Annotated in this window: 19 protein-coding genes; 8 read left to right on the top strand and 11 right to left on the bottom strand. The window is 37.9% G+C overall.

Annotation, left to right across the window (positions count from 1 at the left end):
- Nucleotides 1-161 precede the first annotated feature (161 nt).
- Complete coding sequence (locus EGS71_RS03845) at nt 162-395, bottom strand: hypothetical protein (protein WP_000616034.1); 234 nt, start codon at nt 393-395, stop codon at nt 162-164.
- A 215-nt stretch (nt 396-610) separates the two neighbouring features.
- Here EGS71_RS03845 and EGS71_RS03840 point away from each other — a divergent pair, with 215 nt between their 5' ends.
- The 5 genes from EGS71_RS03840 (at nt 611) to EGS71_RS03820 (ending at nt 4292) form a co-directional block, all read left to right on the top strand.
- The gene (locus EGS71_RS03840; protein ID WP_000185571.1) at nt 611-970 is read left to right on the top strand and encodes a hypothetical protein; all 360 of its coding nucleotides are present in this window, start codon (nt 611-613) and stop codon (nt 968-970) included.
- Nucleotides 971-1070: 100 nt separating this feature from the next.
- Nucleotides 1071-1397: a hypothetical protein gene (locus EGS71_RS03835; protein WP_000955083.1), complete on the top strand. Its 327-nt coding sequence runs from the start codon at nt 1071-1073 to the stop codon at nt 1395-1397.
- 107 nt (nt 1398-1504) lie between these two features.
- Nucleotides 1505-2611 carry a signal recognition particle-docking protein FtsY gene (ftsY, locus tag EGS71_RS03830; RefSeq protein ID WP_001187342.1) on the top strand — a complete coding sequence of 369 codons (1107 nt, stop codon included), beginning with the start codon at nt 1505-1507 and terminating at the stop codon, nt 2609-2611.
- A 188-nt stretch (nt 2612-2799) separates the two neighbouring features.
- Nucleotides 2800-3396 (top strand): nitroreductase family protein, encoded by a 597-nt coding sequence (locus tag EGS71_RS03825; RefSeq protein ID WP_000102943.1) that lies wholly within the window; start codon nt 2800-2802, stop codon nt 3394-3396.
- Nucleotides 3397-3620: 224 nt separating this feature from the next.
- The gene (locus tag EGS71_RS03820; protein WP_000175347.1) at nt 3621-4292 is read left to right on the top strand and encodes a DUF2057 domain-containing protein; all 672 of its coding nucleotides are present in this window, start codon (nt 3621-3623) and stop codon (nt 4290-4292) included.
- Nucleotides 4293-4349: 57 nt separating this feature from the next.
- Here the strand turns inward: EGS71_RS03820 and EGS71_RS03815 are convergent, their stop codons facing one another.
- The 8 genes from EGS71_RS03815 to EGS71_RS03780 all read right to left on the bottom strand — a co-directional run bounded on the left by EGS71_RS03815 (nt 4350) and on the right by EGS71_RS03780 (nt 10035).
- Nucleotides 4350-4649: a cyd operon YbgE family protein gene (locus EGS71_RS03815; RefSeq protein ID WP_085916945.1), complete on the bottom strand. Its 300-nt coding sequence runs from the start codon at nt 4647-4649 to the stop codon at nt 4350-4352.
- The gene (gene cydX / locus EGS71_RS03810; protein WP_000270276.1) at nt 4650-4751 is read right to left on the bottom strand and encodes a cytochrome bd-I oxidase subunit CydX; all 102 of its coding nucleotides are present in this window, start codon (nt 4749-4751) and stop codon (nt 4650-4652) included.
- 13 nt (nt 4752-4764) lie between these two features.
- A complete protein-coding gene (cydB, locus tag EGS71_RS03805) occupies nt 4765-5910 on the bottom strand; it encodes a cytochrome d ubiquinol oxidase subunit II (RefSeq protein ID WP_000575160.1) in 1146 nt (381 codons plus the stop codon).
- On the bottom strand, nt 5907-7493 hold the full coding sequence (locus tag EGS71_RS03800; protein ID WP_000622647.1) for a cytochrome ubiquinol oxidase subunit I: 1587 nt from the start codon (nt 7491-7493) through the stop codon (nt 5907-5909). Before EGS71_RS03800 ends, cydB begins: the two co-directional genes overlap by 4 nt.
- Nucleotides 7493-7687 (bottom strand): cytochrome oxidase putative small subunit CydP, encoded by a 195-nt coding sequence (gene cydP / locus EGS71_RS03795; protein ID WP_000053889.1) that lies wholly within the window; start codon nt 7685-7687, stop codon nt 7493-7495. Before cydP ends, EGS71_RS03800 begins: the two co-directional genes overlap by 1 nt.
- 384 nt (nt 7688-8071) lie before the next feature.
- Complete coding sequence (locus EGS71_RS03790; protein ID WP_000753036.1) at nt 8072-8680, bottom strand: OB-fold-containig protein; 609 nt, start codon at nt 8678-8680, stop codon at nt 8072-8074.
- Between the two features lie 25 nt (nt 8681-8705).
- Nucleotides 8706-9014 carry a Rieske (2Fe-2S) protein gene (locus EGS71_RS03785; protein WP_000134203.1) on the bottom strand — a complete coding sequence of 103 codons (309 nt, stop codon included), beginning with the start codon at nt 9012-9014 and terminating at the stop codon, nt 8706-8708.
- A gap of 16 nt (nt 9015-9030) precedes the next feature.
- Entirely contained in the window at nt 9031-10035 is a 1005-nt protein-coding gene (locus EGS71_RS03780; protein WP_002010178.1) for an adenosine kinase, read from the bottom strand.
- A gap of 237 nt (nt 10036-10272) precedes the next feature.
- Between EGS71_RS03780 and EGS71_RS03775 the strand changes: the two genes are divergently transcribed.
- From EGS71_RS03775 to EGS71_RS03765, 3 genes are all read left to right on the top strand, one after another.
- The gene (locus tag EGS71_RS03775; RefSeq protein ID WP_000831228.1) at nt 10273-12387 is read left to right on the top strand and encodes a TonB-dependent receptor; all 2115 of its coding nucleotides are present in this window, start codon (nt 10273-10275) and stop codon (nt 12385-12387) included.
- Nucleotides 12388-12639: 252 nt separating this feature from the next.
- Nucleotides 12640-15579 (top strand): insulinase family protein, encoded by a 2940-nt coding sequence (locus EGS71_RS03770; protein WP_000215281.1) that lies wholly within the window; start codon nt 12640-12642, stop codon nt 15577-15579.
- 20 nt (nt 15580-15599) lie between these two features.
- Nucleotides 15600-16751, top strand: a complete 1152-nt coding sequence (locus EGS71_RS03765; RefSeq protein ID WP_000885650.1) for a phospholipase A — start codon at nt 15600-15602, stop codon at nt 16749-16751.
- Between the two features lie 41 nt (nt 16752-16792).
- Here the strand turns inward: EGS71_RS03765 and EGS71_RS03760 are convergent, their stop codons facing one another.
- Both EGS71_RS03760 and EGS71_RS03755 read right to left on the bottom strand, forming a co-directional pair.
- Nucleotides 16793-18130, bottom strand: a complete 1338-nt coding sequence (locus EGS71_RS03760; protein WP_000053918.1) for a TrkH family potassium uptake protein — start codon at nt 18128-18130, stop codon at nt 16793-16795.
- 18 nt (nt 18131-18148) lie between these two features.
- On the bottom strand, nt 18149-18799 hold the full coding sequence (locus EGS71_RS03755; RefSeq protein ID WP_001983728.1) for a potassium channel family protein: 651 nt from the start codon (nt 18797-18799) through the stop codon (nt 18149-18151).
- Nucleotides 18800-18896 lie beyond the last annotated feature (97 nt).

Here is an 18896-nt window from a genome sequence, read left to right as displayed (position 1 = left end):
TATGGTTAATTTGTATTGAACTTTTTACAGGTATAAAAAAACGCCACCTGAGCAAGACAAAGCGGCTAAAGCTTTGGCGAAGCGCAAGATGAACATAGTTATGGTTAATTTATATTGAATTTTTTACAGACATAAAAAAACGCCACCTAAGTGACGTTTCTTTATGCTTGCATCGTGGCTAGTTTCTGCCAGTATTGTGCTTTCATGGAATCACGTTCAACACGGAAACCTTGGTAGTATAGTTCTGCTAAGAACAAAGCAGCTTTACCGTGACCAGCACGAGCAACTTCTTCTAACTGTGCAACTGCATCTTGGAAATTCATTTGAGACTGAATTGTGTTAACCGCAGTTGCGTATACATGTTCTAAATCATGATGAGAGATACGTTGAATCATATAAAACTCCTTATTGTAATTATGATTACTTTTTCTAAAGGCCACTGCCTTTGAACTAATTTAACTTAGAATTGTTAAACTAATATTACAAATTAATGGATTTGTCAACTATTGAGAAGCATCAATTAGTTCACTATTAGGATACATGATTAAACATTATTCACAAATAATTTTGAGTAAAATCAATATGAGAATAAAAGACAAGGAGAATAACTATGACAAATACTATTGATGGCTTTGTTTTTGATAATCCTCCTAAAGAGGAGCAAATCATAGAACTTGCCCATTACCATCGTAAATTATTAGACGAAGCAATTTTCCATCAAGAAATACATTTAGGGGATTATTGTTTAGCACAAAGGAAACGGGTTTTCGACTATGCTCGTCAATTAGACCCTAATCAAAAAGCTTGGTTCTATCAAGTTTATGATGGTGAACTTAGAAAAATTGCAGATGAAGATGAATTGCACCCAGCAGATGCAGAAGAAGGTTTAAGTATTTTTGCTATGCTATTAGTATTAGTTATTATTGCTGCAATTTTATACTTCTCTGTAATTCGTTCCTTAATGGGCTAGCAATTGTCATCCAGTAAGGTTAAAGAATAATAGCCTTACTGGATTTTGACCTTGTGCTGAAGTGCATTGAACCCTACACTACATTCATTAGAGGTAGGTCATGCTCACATTCAAAGAAAATTTTCTTAAATTAAAGTCTGAGTTAAAGGCAGATCAATGTTTTAATCTGGTTGTGATTATTATCATTGGCTGTATTTTTATGCTGTCTTATTTGGCATTACTACGTCCTGTGAATTCAGAACAGTATCAACGAATTGTGCAACTTTCTCGACAGGCTACTTATCCAAGAACTCAAGATATGGCCGAGTTGATTATGGCTCAATCAGAAATTCATAGAGCAGAGTATTTAAAGTTAATGCATGCTTATCAGTTTGAACATAATCATATCAAGCAATATCCTGCATTAGCGCAAGAAGATACTCAATAAGTATTGTCTTTATTTCAAAAAGGTTTTGCACGCTATTGAAGCAGGCAAAAATTTGAATTTATGCTAAACTTTCCGTTTTTTAACACGCTGCTTTTCAAGGAATCGGCATGCAACAACAATCGAATATGCAAAATAAATTCTTGATAGATGCTGAGATCGGGGATGACGATGTCACATTGCCTAATTTACCTGCTATCGATGTTCCTATCGTTGAGTCACCTGTTAAGCAAGAAGTAAAAGCTGAAGAAGTGGTCGAGGCTGCACCTTCTACAGAACCTGAGCAACCAAAATCTGGTTTCTTTGGGCGAATGAAAGAAGGCTTGAGCAAAACTCGTCGTAATTTCACCGATGGGATGGTTAATATCTTAATTGGTGGGAAAGAAATTGATGATGAGTTGCTTGAAGAAGTCGAAGAGCAATTATTAGTTGCAGATATTGGTGTTGATGCAACAAAAACGATTATTACCAACTTAACTGAACGTACTGCTCGTGGTGATTTGATCTATTCACATTCACTTTATAAAGCCTTGCAAGAAGAGTTAGTTGCTTTGCTTGCTCCACGTGTGAAGCCTTTGCATATTGACCCTAATAAATCACCTTATGTGATTTTAATGGTTGGGGTAAATGGTGTTGGAAAAACAACAACAATTGGTAAATTAGCGAAGCGTTTACAAGGTGAAGGCAAAAAAGTGATGTTGGCGGCAGGTGATACATTCCGTGCTGCTGCTACTGAACAATTGCAAATCTGGGGTGAGCGTAACGATATTGCTGTAGTTGCTCAAGGTCATGGTGCCGATAGTGCATCAGTTATTTTTGATGCTTTTGAAAGTGCGCGAGCTAAAGGTATTGATGTACTGATTGCAGATACTGCGGGCCGTTTGCATAACAAAAGTAATTTGATGGAAGAGCTTAAGAAAGTTAAGCGTGTTATGCAAAAAATTGATGCAACAGCGCCTCATGAAATTATGTTGGTTGTAGATGCGGGTACTGGGCAAAATGCAATCAACCAAGTACAAGAATTTGACCAGGCTGTCGGTTTAACAGGTATTACCATTACTAAGTTGGATGGTACAGCAAAAGGTGGAGTATTATTTAATATTGCTAGTCGTACTCATGTGCCAATTCGTTTCATTGGTGTGGGTGAAAAAATTGATGATTTAAGACCATTCTCGGCGAAATCGTTTGTTGCAGCACTATTTGAAACTGAAAAATAATTCTTAGCCAAGACTTAAAAAAACCTCACAAAATAGTGAGGTTTTTTTATATCCATATCTTTTTTTATTGTTGCGAAAATAAAACGAACTGTCATATTTTTAATGCTGATTATAAGAAATGAGTTCCATAGACTATATTCATTCCCAAACAACGGCCCATGGTCAATTAAATAGGTAGGAAATAAAAAATGTCTACTTTCTTAGATAAAATTAAAAACCGTCGTACTATTTATGCAATTGGTAAAAATGTTGCATTAGATCGCACAAAAATTGAAGAAACTATTCGTGAAGCGGTTAAACATAGCCCATCAGCGTTCAACTCTCAATCTTCACGTGTTGTTACTCTTTATGGTGAATCACATGCTAAATTTTGGAATTTAGTTCGTGAAGCATTACGTAAAATTGTTCCTGCAGATGCCTTTGCCGGTACAAATGCAAAGATTGATAGCTTCGTTGCTGGTGTTGGTACAGTACTATTTTATGAAGATCAAGCCGTTGTTAAAAGCTTACAAGAACAATTTGAATTATATGCAGATAACTTCCCAGTTTGGTCTGAACATTCAAGTGCAATTGCTCAGTTTGCGACTTGGACTGCGCTTTCAGAACTTGGTTTAGGTGCATCGTTACAGCATTATAACCCGATTGTTGATGCTGATGCTGCTGAAGCATTTGATGTTCCAGCAACTTGGAAATTACGTGCTCAACTTGTATTTGGTTCTGTTGAAGCACCAGCTGGTGAAAAAGCATTTATTAGCGATGAAGATCGTTTTAAAACATTCAACTAAATTGAGTGGATGAAAAGAGTACCTAGAGGTACTCTTTTTTTATGCTTTTAAAATTAGTTAGAAATTAATGATCAATAAAATAGGTGTTTATTAGAATTCAAAAAAATATTTTAAAAGCTTGAGAGGCAGCTTCGTAAACAGGAGGTTGTCATAAAATCGTCATAATCATATTGCATATTGCTCATGTTTTTACAAACTATTAAATATTACAGAGACGTGAACAGATGACTTTAAGATTAAGTGTCGCTGCGATGGGTTTATTACTCAGCGGTTCAGTATTTTCAGCAGTTACAATTACAGCGCCAGAGGAAATCGTAATCCTTGCGGTGAATGGTCAGGAAGTCAACTCTGGATTATTCCGTTCTTCTAAAAATAATTATAAAGTCGATGCTGGTGAGACAAGCCTAAGTGTACGTTATCAAGAATATTTTGAGCATTTAAGTGGCGAACACGATATTGTTAAGTCAGGAGTGGTTACCATTCAAACTCCAGCGCTCAAAGATGGTCAAACTTATAAGCTTGCAATGGTAGATGCTCCAAAACAATTTGAACAAGCCAAAAAATATGCTGAGCAACCTACAGTGGCTTTATATAATTCAAATAATGAGTTAATTGTTCAACAAACTGGTGCCAATAATGAGGCAAGACCGTGGTTTGCATCGGGATTGCTAGGTAAGGTTACTGATTTCACGACTAAATCATCTAAACAACAACCTGACGCTGTGTATGCTGCTGCAAAACCTACCACGACTCAAGCTAATGCGCCTGTTGCAACAACTATGCCTGCTACTGGTGTAGCACAAACTAATGATCAGCGTTTGGCAGAAATTTGGAAAAAATCTTCTAAAGCAGAGCGTCAAAAGTTTATGGCTTGGTTAGCTGAGCAGTCGAATTAATTATTATCTATTAAACTAATCGAAATGAAAAAGGACCTCAAATGAGGTCCTTTTTGTTTAGGTTAGAAACCAGATGTAATAGCCTAAAAGCATGAGAGGCCAAGCTATCCATGGACTAAACAACCATTTCCATAACCAGAAGTGCGGCACAAAACCCACCCCATAAATGAAGCCTCCGGAAATACCCACCATCACCAGCATAAGCTGGCTATGATTGTAGTGTCCGTTTGCATCTAACATGAGGGAAGGATGCACCAGTAAAATTACAGCAAGCGGCAATGCCAACAGAAATGAAATGGCCATTGCGAATGCTTGAGCTTTTCGTTGATTTGATGCTGTCATTGCGGTTGCCATGATTTATTCCTCATCTAAATTTTGATGATGTTCGATATAAAGAGCGCTCAATACACCCGCGAAACATGCCATCAAAATTCCAAGAATCCATGCGAAATACCACATTTGCTTCTCCTTATTAGTACAGGCTATGCGAGTTTGACTCGATATGTTTGTTAGTAATAACGCCCCACATTTTGTAATACGACCAACTGGTGTAGATCAAAATGATCGGAACGAATATGCATGCAGCAACAGTCATAACCCCTAAAGTACGATGACTTGATACGGCATCCCACATTGTTAAGCTAGAGTTTGGATTAACACTTGATGGCAATAAAAATGGGAAGAGTGCAAAACCGGCAGTTAAAATCGCACCTACAATCATTAAGCTTGTGCCAGCAAAACTTAAACCCGCTTTGGCTTTTGATGCTGTAAAGAAGGCAATAATTGCCCCTAAAATTGCCAGTACAGGAGCTACTTTTGTAATCGGATAGCTGCTGTAGTTATTCAACCAGCCTGGGTTGTTGTTTGTGACTACTTCTTTGGCTAAAGGGTTAAGTGCTGCGTTTGGATCAACTGCAGCAGCATAGCTATAACCTGGGACTTGACCGAAGTACAACCATGCACCAATTACAAGGAAACAAACTAAAAATATGGCTGCCATAATTTGAGTTGCTTTAGCAGAGCGTTGTTTCAAGGCACCTTCTGTGCGTAGCATAAGCCAAGCGCCGCCATGAGCACACAACATAGAAAGGCTGACAATACCGCAAATTAAAGCAAATGGGTTAAGAAGAGCAAAGAAGCTACCTGAATATTCCGAGCGTAATGTACTGTCTAAACTAAACGGAATACCTAAGAATAAATTACCGAAGGCAACACCAAAAACAAGCGCTGGTACGGCACCACCAATACAAAGTCCCCAGTCCCAAGAGTTGCGCCATTGGGTATTTTCAAGTTTAGAACGATAGTCAAAACCTACAGGACGTAAGAACAGGGCAAATAGCACAAGTAATAAGGCCCAATACATTCCGGAAAATGCGACCGAGTATACCATTGGCCAAGCTGCAAATAGCGCGCCACCAGCAGTGATAAACCAGACCTGATTACCATCCCAGTGGGGTGCGATCGTATTAATAGCAGCACGGCGTTCGTTATCAGTTTTACCAACAAAAGGCATGAGTGCCATTGAGCCCATATCGAAACCATCGGTTAGGGCAAATCCAATGAGTAGGACTCCAACTAACACCCACCATATGATTTTTAGGAGTTCGTATTCAATCATGATAAAGCCTCCCCATTAACAGCTGCTTTTGGCTCTTGTTTTTCAAAATGGTATTTACCAGTGTGAAGTGAGCTTGGACCTAAGCGAGCAAACTTAATCATTAAGTACATTTCAATAATCAAAAGTACGGTATAGAACGCTGCTAGAGCGAGAATTGAGCCCCACACATCGCCCGTACTTAAACTTGAAGCTGATAAGTGCGTAGGTAAAATTTCACCAATAGACCACGGCTGACGGCCGCCCTCTGCTACATACCAACCAGTTTGTGCAGCAATCCACGGAAGTGGTAGGGCAAATAATGCATATTTAAGTAGCCAAGGTTTATTCTCAGCATTTCTTTTCGCTACTGCCCAAGTCGCTAAAATGAAAAGAAGCAGCATTAAGAAGCCAGAAGCAACCATTGCACGGAAAGAGAAAAACAGAGCTGTAACATTTGGAATAGTATCTTTTACCGCTGCTTGAATGTGCTGCTCGCTTGCATCGACTACATTAGGAGCATATTTCTTAAGAAGTAGACCATAGCCTAAGTCTTTTTGATTTTTCTCAAATGAAGCTAATAACTCTGGTGAGCGATCACCAGCACGTAATTTTTCAAGTTCAGCATAAGCAAGCATACCGTTACGAATACGAACTTCGTGCTGCTGCATTAAGTCTTTTAAACCAGTAACTTCTTTGGTAGTTGAACGAGTGGCGATGAGGCCTAATGCGTATGGAATTTTAACTGCATAATCTGTTCGCATTTCTTCATGGTTTGGTACACCAAACAAAGTAAACGGAGCAGGAGCAGGATGAGTATCCCATTCGGCTTCAATTGCAGCGAGTTTAGTTTTTTGAACATCACCTAACTCATAACCCGACTCGTCACCAAGTAAAATTACTGAAAGTGTAGAAGCAAGGCCAAAAATGGCAGCAATTGCAAATGAACGACGTGCGAAAGGAAGGTCACGTTTTTTGAGTAGATAGTAGCTTGAAATGGCGAGTACGAAAATCGCACCTGTTACATATCCGGCAGAAACAGTGTGTACAAATTTAACCTGTGCAACCGGGTTGAAAATAAGTGCACCGAAATCAACAAGCTCCATACGCATGGTTTCGAAGTTAAATGCTGCACCTACAGGGTTTTGCATCCAGCCATTCGCAACTAAAATCCAGAGCGCTGACATGTTAGAACCTAGGGCAACTAACCAAGTTACTCCTAGATGTTGAACTTTACTTAAGCGGTCCCATCCAAAAAAGAATAGACCGATAAATGTAGACTCAAGGAAGAATGCCATTAAGCCTTCAATTGCTAATGGTGCACCGAATATATCACCTACATAATGAGAGTAATATGCCCAGTTTGTTCCGAACTGGAACTCCATGGTTAAGCCTGTAGTTACGCCTAAGGCAAAGTTAATACCAAATAGTTTTCCCCAAAACTTAGTCATATCCTTGTAAATCTCTTTACCAGATATAACGTAAGTGGTTTCCATAATAGCCAGAATAAATGCAAGGCCTAGGGTCAAAGGTACGAAAAGAAAGTGATACATTGCGGTCATGGCAAATTGGAACCGCGAAAGATCAACCACGCTTTCAGAAATCATCAACGTGTCTCCTTAATGTGGGAAGAGTTATCGCCTGCAATATGCTCGGCGACCTGATTGTCAAAATTTTTGGGGATAGTAGGAGCGTCAAACCAAATATGTTTGATTGTTAAGAGAAGCGCGACTTTAATTATTAGAATAATTGCGATTTCTCTAATTAATCGGGAGTTAATATCTAGATTTTTAAGGCTCATAAAATAAACCTCGATACATATTAATTTCATTATTAATCAAAATATATTAAAAATAAACAATAAATATATTTTAAATAGAAACTTAATTATTTTTGTAATAAAAATCATGTGGTTAATAATTTAAAATAATTATTGATAAAATATCTGACTAAAATAGTTTGAATTAATTATTAAATCCAACTAAAACACTTGTAAATAAAAATATTAAGTTGATTAAAATAGTTTGATTTATATTTAATTCTGATTAAAAAGGTTGGATATAATAAAGTATTTTTTTATTTCTAACTAAAATGGTTGGTTTAATATTCAATTAAAATAACAGTAAAATAAAGGCAATAATTACACCTTTTAAAAGCAATAAAAGACGAGAAGAATTATTAATAATTAATCAGGCGCGAAAAGGTCATTCGAAACAGAAATTTTCTTGGCAACATAATGGCTTTTATGCACTTTGATAAGGATGACTTGTGAATATAGTTCTAACTCACCATACTCAGGTTCAACCTGGACATAGTGCAGTTGTCCAAACTCATCACGTACACGAGCTTGTGCTGAAAAACCAGGTCTTGCACTACCACTGGAAATAGTTGCTAGACGCCCTAAAAGGTTATAGTTGGTATGTGTAAGCTTGGGCTTAATGACTTGATCAAGGCAGTGAATCATAAACACGGTAAAGAAAATCGCGATGACCAGTGCAGGGATGATTAAGTAAAACGGCGTGATAAAGTAATGCTGTATAGCAAAGAAAGAAAGCTGTAAAAAATAACCGGCAAAACTGAAATTGATGAGTAAAAAAACAAAAATTAGAGCTTTAGAGAATTTAACATTGAGCAAAGGGGAGTTGGTAAGCCAAACTGGCGCAATTTTTTTTAATAGCTGGCTTGGTCGTAAACCAACATACATACCAATAGTTTCTACCACGCTGAGCAATATCAAAGCCACAACACTTAAATGAAATGGCATAAGATAATAATTAAAAAAGAAATCAGCCATGGTAGAAACTCTAATGTTGATGATCTCAGTCTACGATATAAATACCGCCATCTGAATGCACCTTAATCTCAACTTTATTTAGAAACTCACCTAAACAAGGACCTGAAATACATTCACCAGTCTCCACGTTAAATAAAGCACCGTGGGTTGAGCATTGGATATATTCTTGGTCTTGATCTAGAAATTGGTTTTCTAGATATTCAAGTTCGGTTTGCAAATGTGGGCATAAATTCTGATAGGCGTAGAAAGAGCCATCACGCTGTGTAATGAAAATAGTAGTTCCTTGTAAAGTGTCAAAAGCTCTAGCTTCACGCTCAGGAACTTCTTCCGTCATACAGATCCTTTCCATTTCAAGCACATTCCTTCTGAAAATTTTCGAGAAGTTTAGCATAGTCATTAATGGCTAAACGAGGACCAAATTGAGACACGACTTCACTTGAAATTAAGATGGCTAACTGTGCAGCAGCAGTTAAATCTTCATGATGGTTTAATGCGTAGAGGAAGGCACCTGCAAAAGCATCACCCGCACCATTTGTATCTACAGCTTCAACATGACGGCCTGCGACGTGAAAATGGTGAGTTGGATTTGCAACTAAAGCACCTTTTGCACTTTGTGTAATCACAACAGTATGGTTTTTAAAACGTAATTGAGTAAGTGCATCTTCAACAGTAGTGGTATTGGTATACATTAAGGCTTCTTGTTCATTACAGAACAATAAATCCACACCATCATCCATAAGCTCTTCTAGGCCTTCACGAGCGTATTGAACCATTGCAGGATCTGATAAAGATAGGGCAATTTTAACGCCGTGAGCTTTTGCAATTTCTCTAGCTTGTTTTACCGCTTTACGTGCTGTTTCACTTGTAGAAAGATAGCCTTCAATATAAAGCCATTTCGCTGTTTTTAATGGTTCAAAATCGATTTGGCCTTGAGAGAGCTCAGCGGTAATACCTAAATAGGTATGCATAGTACGCTCAGAATCTGGGCTAATGAGAACCATACAGGTACCGGTCACACCTTCACTGATGGACTTTGGTGTAGTCTGGATGCCTGCATCATTTAGCCCTTGCAGGTAAATTCCACCTAAATCATCATGACCAACGCGGCAACCATAAAATGCGCTACCACCTAATGCACTAAACGCTACAGTTGTATTTGCAGCAGAGCCGCCACTTGCTTGACCTTTGTAATCTTGAGTTTGTTTTAATTTTTCATAAAGGGCAGATTGTGTTTCACCATCAGACAACTGCATGGTGCCTTTTTGTAAGCCTTGCTGACTAAGAAAATCATCAGAAACTTTAAATTCTTGGTCGATTAATGCATTACCAATTGCAAAAAGATCTACAGTTGCCATATGTGTTGTCACAGAATAAAAAATCAGATCGATAAGTTTACACCATTGCTCACATTTCCTGTAGTTTGTTGAATAAAATTCAGGTTATTCAGCGGCTAGCAGAGTTTTATTTTTTGCCTAAGCAATTGAAATAATCTTTTTAATAAATATTATCAATTAATAATGATTCTTGCTAATATTTACAAATCTATACTGTTTCATTGAAACTTCGCCTGAAATTTTTCGTAGCGAACTTATATGAAGCGTTCAGTTTTATTTATTTCATCAGTTGGGGTTATGACAAGCCATGTATATGCTCTGGAAGCAGATCAACAGGCAGTAACCAACCTTCCAACAATTTCAGTTAAAGCTGATAAGGAAATCAGTTTAAAACAAGAAGTGGGGCAAGCATCAAGTGCAACTAAAGGACTTATGCAATTAAAAGATGTCCCTCAAATTGTAAACGTTGTACCCAAACAAGTTTTAAGAGAACAGACAGTTACCTCTATGCAAGGTGCCTTGCAAAACGTTGCAGGTTTAAGCTTTAGTGTAGGAGATGGACAACGTGATCAGGTCATGATTCGTGGTTTCTCTGCAATCACCGATAACTATGTAGATGGTATTCGCGATGACGCATTGTATTTTCGCGATATGTCGAATGTAGAGCGGATCGAAGTTTTAAAAGGACCTGCTTCGGTATTATATGGGCGTGGTTCGGCAGGTGGTTTAGTTAACAAGATTAATAAAAAACCAATCGATCAATCTTTGCATGAAGTGAGCCTGATTGGTAGTACAACAGGACAACGCCGCGCAGAAGTCGATGTAAATGAAAAAGTCGCAGAGAATGTTAAGGTTCGTTTAACTGGTGCAGTTGAAGACTCAGATGGTTACCGTGATCAGGCTTTTTTAAAACGTCAAGCGGTTGCTCCATCTGTACAGTGGGATATTACTGATAAGACCAAACTTTTACTTCAGGCTGACTATTTGCATGATAACCGTTTGGCAGATCAAGGTTTCCCGACAGACCCGATTACAGGTAAACCTGTTAAAACAAATCCTAAAACTTTTTATGGCGCTTTAAATGGTAAAGAGGTTGGGGATGTTGATACTGAAATCTCAAGCCAAACTATCAGCTTAGACCATGAGTTTAATGATAATTTTAAATATCATGGTGCAGTTCGTCACTATAATTACTCACTCGATCGCCAGTATAGTGTTGTATCTCATCAAGATCCTGACAAAAATAAATTGCCTGCTGATCAAATTCAATTAAGTCAGAATAAACGAATACGTAATGAAGATGGTATATATGTCCAGCAAGAGTTAAGTGCTTTATTTAATACAGGCTTTTTAAAGCATAATACACTCATAGGTGCTGAATATAGTAAGCAACATAAAGACGAACTTGTGTGGAGTAAAGCTCGTCAAATTACGAACATATTTAATCCACAGCTCGAAAATTGGACTCCTTTAGATACAAATATAGACGCAGACACAAATAATACTAATACCTTTGAAAACTATGGTGTATATCTGCAAGATTTAATGACAGTGACAGACCAGCTTAAAGTTTTAGTTGGTTTACGTTATGACAATTTGTCGCAAGATCGTGACGATAAAACGAGTAAGAATCTGGATTTAAATCGTACTGATAATACTTATTCACCACGAATAGGGGTAGTTTATCAGCCAGTAAATAATATCTCACTTTATACTTCTTATAACCGCTCTTTCCAACCTTTGGCTGATTCATTTGTTTTTTATCAAAACAGTGATGACTTAAGGCCAACAAAAACTGAAAACTATGAAATCGGTGCAAAGTGGGATGTAAATGATCAGTTGAATGTAACCTTGGCTTTATTTGAAATGAGCCAAACTAATATTCAAAATAAAGACCCGAATGATCCTAATGGTTCAAATGCAATTTTAGCAGGTGAGCAAAAAACCAAAGGTGTTGAGCTTTCATTAACAGGTCAGTTGACCGATCAATTGTCAGTATTGGCTGGTTATTCGTATATGGATGGTAAGATTGAAAAATCGACTATCGGATTTACAGGCAATCATTCTGCGCTCACGCCAAACAATACTGCTAACTTATGGTTAAAATATCAAATTAATGATCATTGGTATGCAGCTGTGGGTGGTCGTGGTGAATCATCACGTTTTAGTGCGCCAGACAACAAAAACGTTTTACCGGGATATGCAGTTGTAAATGCGGCGTTAGGTTATCAAAGTGAACGTTATGATGTGAACTTGAACCTAAATAACTTGTTTGATCGCGATTATTTTGTGTCAGGTCATAGTGGAGCAAATGATTCGAACATGATGGGCGATCCTTTAAATGCTCAAGTTGCACTTCGCTATCGTTTTTAATTAAAAAAAACTCTAAAAAGCTCATCATTTCGATGAGCTTTTTTATTTGTCGTGTAGGATATAGATGGTATTAAAAGGTTTTGTTCTGATAGGATACAACGACGCGGGCTATGTGCTTGATATTAAAGCTATGGCTATGAAAACTAATACTTAACAAAAACATAGTGTTTTGCTTGGCTTTTATTCGCCATTCTCAAGCCGACTCAGGCTATAATGAGACTTATTCACTTATCCGATATGTTAGGAGATCACATGACTGTAGATGTCACTGAAACCATTTCTCAAACTGTTCACCCTGCGTTTCAGTTGCTACGTCAGCACCATGTTGAAGCATTAGATATTTTAGTGTCTGAATATAAGCATAAAGTCACAGGTGCGGTGCATTATCACTTGGCAACTGATTATGATGAAAATGTATTTCTTGTTGCGTTCAGAACACAACCTATGGACTCTAAAGGAACCGCACATATTTTAGAGCATACTGCTTTATGTGGCTCTGAAAAGTTTCCTGTTCGTGACCCATTCTTCTTAATGATACGCCGTTCATTAAATACTTTTATGAACGCGTTTACAGCAGCAGATTGGACTGCATATCCATTTGCAACTCAAAATAAGAAAGATTTCCAAAACTTATTATCTGTTTATCTTGATGCTGCTTTCTCGGCAAATTTGAATCCTCTGGATTTTGCTCAGGAAGGTATCCGTATTGAACTTGAAAATGGTCAGCCTGTATACAAAGGCGTAGTCTTCAATGAAATGAAAGGTGCAATGAGTGCGCCTTCTGATCAGCTTTACCACCAGTTGGCCCATCATTTATTCCCTGAAACCACTTATCACTACAACTCAGGTGGCGATCCAAAAGATATTCCTGACTTAACGTATGAACAATTGGTTGAATTTTATAAAACCCATTATCATCCGAGTAATGCGGTATTTATGACTTTTGGTAACCAAACCGCCTATGAATTACAAGAGCAATTTGAAAAATTGGCTCTACATAAGTTCACTGCTGGTACAACTTTATATTCGAAACCAGAAAAACGCTTAACAGCACCTGTTGAAGTTACTGAAACTTATGCTGTTGATGGCGATGAGTTAAAGGACAAAACTTACCATGTATTGTCGTGGTTATTACCTCAGGCAAGTGACATTAAACTTCGTCTGGGTATGCGATTAGTAGAAGGCGTTTTACTCGAAAACTCAGCTTCACCACTTCGTCATTATTTAGAAACTTGTGGCTATGCTCAGTCGACTGGTCCTTTAATGGGTGTAGACGATAGTAACTTTGAAATGACGTTCTACTGTGGTGTTCAAGGTTCAAATCCAGAGCATGCAGAGAGCTTTAGAGATGGTGTTTTAAACGTTTTACGTGAAGTAGCTGCAAAACCAATTGACTCATCGTTAGTTGATGCAATTTTGCATCAAATCGAGTTACACCAACGTGAAATTAATGGTGATGGTACACCATATGGCTTAAGCCTAATTTTAAATGGGTTAAGTGGTGCGATTCACCATAACGATCCGATTCAAATTTGGGATGTTGATAGTGCCATTGCTCAGGTTAAAGAAGAACTCCAAGACCCAATGTGGTTATCTAACCTGATTCAAACGCATTTATTAGATAATCCGCACCGCGTGCAAATGACTTTAGTACCGGATGCAACCAAGTCAGCGAAAGAACAAGAAGCTGAAAAAGCACGTTTAGCTGCGATTGGTGAAAAGCTAACTGAAGAAGATAAAGCAGAGATCATCGCTAAAACCAAGGCATTGCAAGAACGTCAAGATACACCAGATAATCTTGAACTGTTGCCAAAAGTAGGTCTAGAAGACGTACCGGCTGACTTGCATATTGTACAAGGTCAATTGCGTGAAATTATCTGTAATCGAATGGATACGCCGTTGAATTTGTATCATGCCGGAACCAATGGTATTTACTATCAACAAGTACTTATTCAAATTCCAGATGATGTGGTTAAATCACCATACTTCAATTTGCTCTCTATTTTAATGGGTGAAGTTGGTGCAGGTGAGTACGATTATCTTGAACTCCAGAACTTACAAACAGCTGTAAGTGGTGGTTTGGGCATGGGTGCTTCGTTACGCAGTAAGGTTGATGATAAAGACAAAATTAGTGCTTGGTTAACTTTAACAACTAAATCTTTAACTCAGAAGTTCGATGCGATTCATTTATTAAAATTAGCATTTGAACAACTTCGTTTTGATGAAAAAGAGCGAATCATTGAGTTATTGCAGCAACGTAAGACACGCTGGCAGTCTCGTTTATCTGGTGCTGGTCATAGTTATGCAATGCAGATTGCTTCTCGTAACATGAGTGCATTAGCTCAACGCGACTATCAAAACACAGGTTTAGGTGCGTTGAACTGGTTAGGCGAGCTTGTTACTAAAATTACCCAAGATGATGCTGCTTATGATGCGCTTATTACTGAATTGAAGCATATTCACACAAAATTATTGCAAGCACCTAAACAGTTCCTGCTCGTATGTGAAGAGCATCAGTCAGAACGTTTAGTTGAAGAAATACAAAATGTTTGGGATAAATTAAACGTTGATACAGCAGCGGCTGAGTTAACCCAAGTTGAGCAAGAAAATGATAATGAACATGAAGCTTGGTTAATTCAAACCAATGTTCAGTTCTGTGCCTCTGCATATCAAGCTGTGGAAGTATCTCATCCAGATGCGGCACCTCTAATGGTATTGGCAGCTTACTTGCGTAATGGTTTCTTGCACAGTGCTATCCGTGAAAAAGGGGGTGCTTATGGTGGTGGTGCTAGTTATGATGGAAATGCATGTTCATTCCGTTTCTTTAGTTACCGTGACCCACGCTTAGCAGAGACTTTTAAAGATTTTGAAGCGAGCGTGCAATGGTTGTTAAACACAGAGCAACAACCTCATCAGCTTGAAGAAGCAATTCTTGGTCTGGTGGCAAGTATGGACAAACCTGGTTCACCAGCAGGTGAAGCAATAACAGCGTGTTATGCATTGTTGCATGCAAGAACTCCGACTTTCCGTCGTACATTACGTGAAAGATTATTGTATGTAACTTTAGAAGATTTACAACGTGTTGCGCGTCAATATTTAATTGAACAAGCACCTGTAAAAGCTGTCGTTGCACCTTTTGCAAAACGTGATGAATTGCAACAACTGGGCTTTACGATCAAACAAGTTAATTAAAATAAAAATTGGAGATGAACATGGCGTTCAGACAATTTGAACGCACATCTTTACAGCTAAGTATGGGAACCCTGCTTAGCTGTTTATGTGCGTCGGTGGCATATGCCGACACCTTAGCCCCTGTAAAACCTGCGAGTGTAGATGCATGTGTTGCCCTTGCTTCGAATGCTGATCGCCTAGCTTGTTATGATGCTGTGTTTAAACCATCGGCCTTACCAGTAGTTCAAGCCGCAGTAGTACCAGAGCCTGTTAAAAAAATTGATAAACCTGTTGTTCAACCTGAAACATTTAAAGAAAAGGTTGTAGATAAGGTAAGTAATATCAAAGTAATTGGTAAGGCACCTACAATTGAACCTACTTCTTCTTTGCTAGATCAGCGCTGGGAGTTGTCTGAAAAAAGCAAACTGGGTGTTTGGAATATTCGTGCTTATCAACCTGTTTACTTGCTACCAGTTTTCTGGACGAGCGATAAAAATGAGTTTCCAAGCAGTCCAAACCCAAATAATACGGTGACAGAGGCCCAAAACCTTAAATCAACTGAAAGTAAATTCCAGATTTCTTTGAAAACGAAAGCTTGGGAAAATATTTTTGGTAACAATGGTGACTTGTGGGTAGGTTATACTCAATCTTCACGTTGGCAGACCTTTAATGCTGAAGAATCTCGTCCATTCCGTGAAACGAACTATGAGCCAGAAGCAAGTTTAATGTTTAGAACAAACTATGAGTTGCTTGGCTTAGATGGTCGTTTGCTTGGGGTAACTTTAAATCACCAATCAAATGGACGTTCAGATCCTTTATCTCGTAGCTGGAACCGTGTCATCTTTAATGTGGGTTTAGAACGCGGTAACTTTGCTTTAATGCTTCGTCCATGGATACGCATTGAAGAAGACAGCAAAGATGATAACAATCCAGATATTGAAGATTACATCGGTCGTGGTGATTTAACTGCTTTTTATAAGTGGAAGCAAAATGACTTCTCATTAATGCTACGTCACTCTTTAAAAGGTGGTGATGATTCTCATGGTGCTGTTCAGTTTGACTGGGCTTTCCCGATTAGTGGCAAGCTGCGCGGACACTTCCAATTATTTAATGGTTATGGGGAAAGCTTAATTGACTATAACCATCGTGCAACTTATGCCGGTTTGGGTGTTTCACTCATGAACTGGTACTAAGTTTGACCTATAAAAATGCCGCTTTTACAGCGGCTTTTTTATTAACCAATTTGAATATTGGCTTGAGGGTGTTTGAGACGGCTTTTTTTAGGAGTAGCAATTAAATAGGCGAGTGTTAAGGGGCCTAAACGGCCTGCAAACATAAGTAGGCTTAAAATAAATAAACTACTATTGTGTAAATCTGGCGTGATACCGCGAGAAAGGCCTACCGTACAGGCTGCTGAAACGACTTCAAATAATAAGTTCATAAAGTCTGCTTTAGGTTCTAAAAGTAAAAGTATAAAGAACCCGATAAATATGAGAATACTGGTAATTGCGGTGACAGCTAAGGCTTTATAAGTAGTTTCGTGAGAAACGGAGTGATTGAAAACCCTGATTTCATCGGTACGTCTTAAAAAGGAAAGTACACTTAAAACTAATATGACAAAGGTGCCGACTTTTATACCTCCAGCAGTACTGAGTGAACCTCCACCGATGAACATGAGTAGCATCATAAGTAAAGAACTACTGTTGGTCATTGCTCCAGTATCAATAGTATTGAACCCTGAAGAACGTGGAACAGTCGCTTGAAACCATGCATTTAAAGCTTGATCACCTACATTGAGCAGACCTAAGGTATGAGGATTTTGTGCTTCCAAAACCCAAATTAATACAAACGCAACCAAATTAATAATCGCAATAGTTGTTAGGATGAGTTTGCTATTTGGGCTGAGTTTTTTCCATTTTTTATTTTGTTTGATATCCATGAGGACTAAAAAACCCAGTCCACCTAATGTATAGAGCAAACTAATCGTAATACATATAAGGTAGTTGCTTTGGAAGTTAACTAAACTGTTGCTAAATAGTGAAAAACCCGCATTGTTAAATGATGAGATACTATAGAAAACTGCATAATATAGTCCTCGAGCAAAGCCATAAATCGGTGTAAATGCGGTAGTTAAGATCACTGTTCCAATCAGTTCAAAAAGAAGTGTGTAAGTAACAACACCTTTTGCTACAAAAGTAACCTTTGAAAGACTAGTCTGCCCAAGGCTATCTTGAGCCATCATTTGCTGTTTAAGGCCAACTTTAGGAGATAAACTTAATGCTGCCAAAATAGCAAAAGTCATAAAGCCCAAACCACCTGACTGAATCAATAATAAAATAATGACCTGTCCGAAAAGTGTAAAAGATTCATGAATATTTAAAACGGATAGACCTGTAATAGTGACTGCCGAGGTCGCCGTAAATAGAGCATCCATCCAACTAACATGTCCGTTATTGGCAATGGGAAGTTTAAGCAATAATGTGCCAAAGACAATAAAGCCCAGAAAGCCCAGTGCTAACAGAGAAGGTGGGCTTAAATTTAGTGTTTTATGCGGTTTAGGCTTAAGAGACATATTTTCTGGTTCGTTTTCTTATATGAAACAATTTGAGAGTTTTTTTAGCTGTTGTAAATGACCTTCTAAAATAAGAATATCATGCGTTTGTAAAGTAAAAGTCTCTTCGGTTTCAAATAAAATCTGCTGTTGTCTTTTTACAAGAAGCGTTTTTACTTGAGGAGCTTGCTGCATAATTCCGTACAAATTAATGCCGTTTAATTTCTCTGGAATATCAATTTTTACAATATAGTGCTCATCATCTAAAGACATGTAACGGCTCACCATTGGGTAGTTTAGTGCTTGAGCAACACGTACCCCCATGTCTTCTTCAGGATGAATGATTTTATTGATATTTAGATGAGATAAGATCGTATGATGTGCTTTGGTTTTTGCTTTTACCCAAATTTTATCAATGCCCAGATTTTTTAAATTCAGCACACATAAAATACTGGCTTCAATATCTTCACCAATTGCTACAACCACTGCATCACAATTTTGAATGTTTAATTCATCCAATACATGTTCATCTGTAGCATCAGCAATGACAGCATGAGTTAAAACATCGGCAAGATTCTCAACATTCTTTTTGACTGTATCAATACCAATAACATCATGGTTTAATCTCGTAAGCTCCTGAGCAACAGTTGCCCCAAAACTTCCCAAGCCGATGACCGCGAACTGTGCCATAGTTGTCCTTTTATACTTAGTTAGGGCTTTATTTTTAATGATATTTTCTTTGAGATAAAGAGAAGCAATGTAAATATAAAAAATAATAAGCTTAAAT

This window comes from Acinetobacter sp. FDAARGOS_559, assembly GCF_003940475.1.
In the GTDB taxonomy this organism is placed as follows: domain Bacteria; phylum Pseudomonadota; class Gammaproteobacteria; order Pseudomonadales; family Moraxellaceae; genus Acinetobacter; species Acinetobacter baumannii.
The sequence above is the reverse complement of the archived record's forward strand: the minus strand, read 5'-3'. Positions and strand labels throughout refer to the sequence as shown.

What these genes read in the sequence shown, in the direction of transcription:
- EGS71_RS03800 (WP_000622647.1), bottom strand. Translation starts at nt 7,493, where the DNA reads ATGATTTCTGAAAGCGTGGTTGATCTTTCGCGGTTCCAATTTGCCATG.
- EGS71_RS03840 (WP_000185571.1), top strand. Translation starts at nt 611, where the DNA reads ATGACAAATACTATTGATGGCTTTGTTTTTGATAATCCTCCTAAAGAG.
- cydB (WP_000575160.1), bottom strand. Translation starts at nt 5,910, where the DNA reads ATGATTGAATACGAACTCCTAAAAATCATATGGTGGGTGTTAGTTGGA.
- EGS71_RS03765 (WP_000885650.1), top strand. Translation starts at nt 15,600, where the DNA reads ATGGCGTTCAGACAATTTGAACGCACATCTTTACAGCTAAGTATGGGA.
- EGS71_RS03825 (WP_000102943.1), top strand. Translation starts at nt 2,800, where the DNA reads ATGTCTACTTTCTTAGATAAAATTAAAAACCGTCGTACTATTTATGCA.
- EGS71_RS03820 (WP_000175347.1), top strand. Translation starts at nt 3,621, where the DNA reads ATGACTTTAAGATTAAGTGTCGCTGCGATGGGTTTATTACTCAGCGGT.
- EGS71_RS03790 (WP_000753036.1), bottom strand. Translation starts at nt 8,680, where the DNA reads ATGGCTGATTTCTTTTTTAATTATTATCTTATGCCATTTCATTTAAGT.
- EGS71_RS03835 (WP_000955083.1), top strand. Translation starts at nt 1,071, where the DNA reads ATGCTCACATTCAAAGAAAATTTTCTTAAATTAAAGTCTGAGTTAAAG.
- EGS71_RS03770 (WP_000215281.1), top strand. Translation starts at nt 12,640, where the DNA reads ATGACTGTAGATGTCACTGAAACCATTTCTCAAACTGTTCACCCTGCG.
- cydP (WP_000053889.1), bottom strand. Translation starts at nt 7,687, where the DNA reads ATGAGCCTTAAAAATCTAGATATTAACTCCCGATTAATTAGAGAAATC.
- EGS71_RS03785 (WP_000134203.1), bottom strand. Translation starts at nt 9,014, where the DNA reads ATGACGGAAGAAGTTCCTGAGCGTGAAGCTAGAGCTTTTGACACTTTA.
- cydX (WP_000270276.1), bottom strand. Translation starts at nt 4,751, where the DNA reads ATGTGGTATTTCGCATGGATTCTTGGAATTTTGATGGCATGTTTCGCG.
- EGS71_RS03775 (WP_000831228.1), top strand. Translation starts at nt 10,273, where the DNA reads ATGAAGCGTTCAGTTTTATTTATTTCATCAGTTGGGGTTATGACAAGC.
- ftsY (WP_001187342.1), top strand. Translation starts at nt 1,505, where the DNA reads ATGCAACAACAATCGAATATGCAAAATAAATTCTTGATAGATGCTGAG.
- EGS71_RS03845 (WP_000616034.1), bottom strand. Translation starts at nt 395, where the DNA reads ATGATTCAACGTATCTCTCATCATGATTTAGAACATGTATACGCAACT.
- EGS71_RS03760 (WP_000053918.1), bottom strand. Translation starts at nt 18,130, where the DNA reads ATGTCTCTTAAGCCTAAACCGCATAAAACACTAAATTTAAGCCCACCT.
- EGS71_RS03755 (WP_001983728.1), bottom strand. Translation starts at nt 18,799, where the DNA reads ATGGCACAGTTCGCGGTCATCGGCTTGGGAAGTTTTGGGGCAACTGTT.
- EGS71_RS03780 (WP_002010178.1), bottom strand. Translation starts at nt 10,035, where the DNA reads ATGGCAACTGTAGATCTTTTTGCAATTGGTAATGCATTAATCGACCAA.